Origin of the sequence: Pseudomonas sp. NPDC086112, from assembly GCF_044746425.1 — a bacterium.
Lineage (GTDB): Bacteria > Pseudomonadota > Gammaproteobacteria > Pseudomonadales > Pseudomonadaceae > Aquipseudomonas.
The window spans coordinates 101,360-105,134 of record NZ_JBIVCD010000006.1; the positions used below are offsets into that span (position 1 = coordinate 101,360).

Sequence of the window (3,775 nt, forward strand, 5' to 3'; positions counted from 1 at the left end):
AGCTGGTGGTAGTACCCGTAACGGTCGCGACTCAGAAGCCAAACGCCTTGGCGTGAAGATGTATGGCGGCCAGGTTATCATTCCGGGCAACATCATCGTGCGTCAGCGCGGCACCCAATTCCACGCTGGCTACGGCGTTGGCATGGGCAAGGATCACACTCTGTTCGCTAAAATCGACGGCGTGATCAAGTTCGAAGTAAAAGGCGCCTTCGGTCGTCGTTACGTAAGCATTGTTCCGAAGACTGACGTCGTCGCGGCATAATTACGTAGTTGCTGGAAAAGCCCTGTCTTGCGACGGGGCTTTTTCGTTTGTGGGGTGAGTCTCTTGCAAAGCTGTTTGTGATGGGCTCCAGCGCTGTATTGGCGGTCGTTGATTGAGGTCGCTGCGCTCATTTTTGCAAGAGTCTTATGTCTAGGTTTTTTCGGCTCGTCCGTATGGCGAGAGGCGTTTTGTTATGAAGTTTGTTGATGAAGTATCGATTCGAGTAAAGGCCGGGGACGGCGGCAACGGTTGCATGAGCTTCCGTCGCGAAAAATTCATTGAAAACGGCGGCCCGAACGGCGGTGACGGTGGTGATGGCGGCTCGGTCTACATGGTTGCCGACGAAAACCTCAACACCCTGGTGGACTACCGTTACACCCGGCACTTCGATGCCGAGCGCGGTTCCAACGGCGGCAGCACTGACTGCACCGGCAAGAAAGGTGAGGAGTTGGTGCTGCGCGTTCCAGTTGGCACTACCGTTATCGATTCCGCGACTCAGGAAGTGATCGGCGACCTGACCAAGGCCGGTCAGCGCCTGCTGGTGGCTCACGGCGGCTGGCACGGTCTGGGTAACACTCGTTTCAAATCCAGCACCAACCGGGCGCCGCGCCAGACCACGCCGGGCAAGCCGGGTGAGCAGCGCGACCTGAAACTGGAAATGAAGGTGTTGGCGGACGTCGGTCTGCTCGGTTTGCCGAACGCCGGCAAAAGTACCTTTATTCGCTCGGTATCGGCCGCCAAGCCGAAAGTCGCCGACTACCCGTTCACCACTCTGGTGCCGAACCTGGGTGTGGTCAGCGTCGATCGCTGGAAAAGCTTCGTGGTGGCGGACATTCCTGGTCTGATCGAAGGTGCTTCCGACGGCGCAGGTCTGGGGATTCGTTTCCTCAAGCACTTGTCGCGTACCCGTCTGCTGCTGCACCTCGTCGACATGGCGCCGCTGGATGACACCAGTGCTCCGGATGCCGCTGAAGTAATCGTCAGCGAGCTGACCAAGTTCAGCCCGTCCCTGGCTGAGCGTGATCGCTGGCTGGTGCTGAACAAGTGCGACCAGATCCTTGAAGAAGAGCACGACGCTCGCGTCAAGGAAATCGTTGATCGTCTGGAGTGGACCGGTCCGGTCTACGTGATCTCCGCGATCGCCAAGCAAGGCACCGAGCGTCTTTGCCATGACATCATGCGTTACCTGGAAGATCGTGCCGATCGTCTGGCTAACGACCCGGCCTACAAGGAAGAGCTGGCCGAGCTCGATCAGCGCATCGAAGACGAAGCGCGCGCGCAGTTGCAGGCGCTGGACGATCAGCGTGCCCTGCGTCGCAGTGGCGTGAAGTCGGTCCATGACATCGGTGACGACGATTGGGATGAAGAAGATGTGGATGACGAAGACGGTCCGGAAATCATTTACGTGCGTGACTGATTCGTTGCGATAAACTTAAGCGCCGCTCATTAGAGCGGCGTTTTAGTATCTGGAAATCGGTAGTCACGAATAACGTTACGGGCAGCGCTGGGTCGTGCTGTCCTCAAGCTAAGGTTGAAGATGATGCGGAGCAAGGTGACAGGTGCGCAGCGTTGGGTCGTGAAGATCGGCAGCGCTTTGCTGACGGCGGACGGCAAAGGCCTGGATCGCGCGGCAATGGGTGTCTGGGTCGAACAGATGGTTGCCCTGCACGAGGCGGGTGTTGAGCTGGTGCTGGTGTCCTCTGGGGCAGTGGCGGCGGGCATGAGCCGTTTGGGCTGGACTGTACGACCCAGTGCAATGCACGAGTTGCAGGCCGCTGCCGCCATCGGTCAGATGGGGTTGGTGCAGGCCTGGGAGTCGAGCTTCGCCGAGCATGGCCGGCATACCGCGCAGATTCTCCTGACTCACGACGATTTGTCCGACCGCAAGCGCTACCTGAACGCTCGCAGTACCTTGCGCGCGCTGGTCGAGCTCAAGGTGATCCCGGTGATCAACGAGAACGACACCGTGGTCACTGACGAAATCCGTTTCGGCGACAACGACACGTTGGCAGCGTTGGTGGCGAACCTGGTCGAAGCCGATTTGCTGGTGATCCTCACCGATCGCGACGGCATGTTCGACGCCGATCCGCGCAACAATCCCGATGCCAAGCTGATTTACGAGGCGCGTGCCGATGATCCGGCGCTGGATGCGGTGGCTGGCAGCACGGGCGGTGCGCTGGGTCGTGGCGGTATGCAGACCAAGTTGCGCGCTGCGCGTCTGGCAGCGCGTTCCGGTGCGCACACCATCATCGTCGGTGGGCGCATTGATCGCGTGCTGGATCGTCTCAAGGCTGGCGAGCGCATCGGCACCTTGTTGTCACCTGAGCGTGGCATGCTGGCGGCGCGCAAGCAGTGGCTGGCCGGGCACCTGCAAACCCGCGGCACGCTGGTGCTGGATGCGGGGGCGGTGACGGCGTTGTCCCTGGGCAACAAAAGTTTGCTGCCGGTGGGTGTCAAACTGGTCCAGGGCAGTTTCCGTCGCGGCGAAATGGTGGTCTGTGTGGCGCCGGACGGTCGTGAAATCGCCCGTGGCCTGGCTAACTACAGTGCTCTGGAAGCACAAAAAATCATCGGTCAGTCGTCTGAGGCGATTGTCGGTCTGCTGGGTTACATGGCGGAGCCGGAACTGGTTCACCGCGATAACCTGATTCTGGTCTGAAGGAATACCTGAATGCGTATGGCAAAAGGATTATTGGGCTTGTTGTTGGCGATGCCGCTGTTGGCCTCGGCCGATGAAATTGGCCAGGTGTCGACGGTGTTCAAGTTCGTCGGCCCGAACGACCGTATCGTTGTCGAGGCGTTTGATGACCCGAAAGTGGATGGCGTGACTTGCTACCTGTCGCGCGCCAAGACTGGCGGGGTAAAGGGTGGGTTGGGTCTGGCTGAAGATCGCGCTGAAGCGTCTATTGCGTGCCGTCAGGTCGGGCCGATCAACTTCAAGGGTGAGCTCAAGGATGGCGAGGAGGTGTTCAAGGAGCGCACGTCCTTGGTGTTCAAGACCATGCAGGTGGTGCGATTCCTCGACAAGAAGCGCAATACGCTGGTGTATCTGGTTTATAGCGATCGTTTGATCGAGGGCAGCCCGCAGAATGCGGTGACGGCGATTCCGATTTTGCCGTGGGCACACGCTCAATAAGCTAGCAAAGATCAAAATGTGGGAGCGGGCTTGCTCGCGAAGACTGGCTGACATTCAGCATCTATGTTGACTGTTACGCCGCCTTCGCGAGCAAGCCCGCTCCCACATTTTTTTTTGCGTGGTATTTGCCAAATCGCAGGCAATAAAAAACCGACCCTGAGGTCGGTTTTTTAATGAGCGTGTCGCTTAGGCAGCAGCGGCAACGTTCAGGGCCTTTACGTGGCCATTCAGGCGGCTCTTATGACGAGCAGCTTTGTTCTTGTGGATGATGCCTTTATCGGCCATACGGTCGATAACTGGCACAGCCAGAACGTAAGCAGCTTGAGCTTTGGCAGCGTCTTTTGCGTCGATGGCCTTAACTACATTCTTGATGTAGG

Annotated in this window: 5 protein-coding genes; 4 read left to right on the forward strand and 1 reads right to left on the reverse strand. The window is 58.5% G+C overall.

Annotated features, from left to right (window positions below):
• The 4 genes from rpmA to ACIPLA_RS06795 form a co-directional block, all read left to right on the forward strand.
• Window positions 1-262 (forward strand): 50S ribosomal protein L27 (rpmA, locus tag ACIPLA_RS06780; RefSeq protein ID WP_401172558.1); only part of this gene is annotated, 262 nt, incomplete at its 5' end.
• Window positions 263-455: 193 nt separating this feature from the next.
• Window positions 456-1,679, forward strand: coding sequence for an Obg family GTPase CgtA (gene cgtA / locus ACIPLA_RS06785; protein WP_007901876.1), 1,224 nt, complete (start codon window positions 456-458; stop codon window positions 1,677-1,679).
• A 123-nt stretch (window positions 1,680-1,802) separates the two neighbouring features.
• Window positions 1,803-2,921 (forward strand): glutamate 5-kinase, encoded by a 1,119-nt coding sequence (proB, locus tag ACIPLA_RS06790; protein ID WP_063342477.1) that lies wholly within the window; start codon window positions 1,803-1,805, stop codon window positions 2,919-2,921.
• 12 nt (window positions 2,922-2,933) lie between these two features.
• Entirely contained in the window at window positions 2,934-3,398 is a 465-nt protein-coding gene (locus ACIPLA_RS06795) for a CreA family protein (RefSeq protein WP_123497104.1), read from the forward strand.
• Between the two features lie 186 nt (window positions 3,399-3,584).
• Here the strand turns inward: ACIPLA_RS06795 and rpsT are convergent.
• The coding region (rpsT, locus tag ACIPLA_RS06800) for a 30S ribosomal protein S20 (protein WP_401172563.1) at window positions 3,585-3,775 on the reverse strand (191 nt) is incomplete at its 5' end.

Bases quoted from the DNA above. Each gene is read 5' to 3' on its own strand.
- cgtA (WP_007901876.1), top strand. From the start codon at position 456: ATGAAGTTTGTTGATGAAGTATCGATTCGAGTAAAGGCCGGGGACGGC.
- proB (WP_063342477.1), top strand. From the start codon at position 1,803: ATGCGGAGCAAGGTGACAGGTGCGCAGCGTTGGGTCGTGAAGATCGGC.
- ACIPLA_RS06795 (WP_123497104.1), top strand. From the start codon at position 2,934: ATGCGTATGGCAAAAGGATTATTGGGCTTGTTGTTGGCGATGCCGCTG.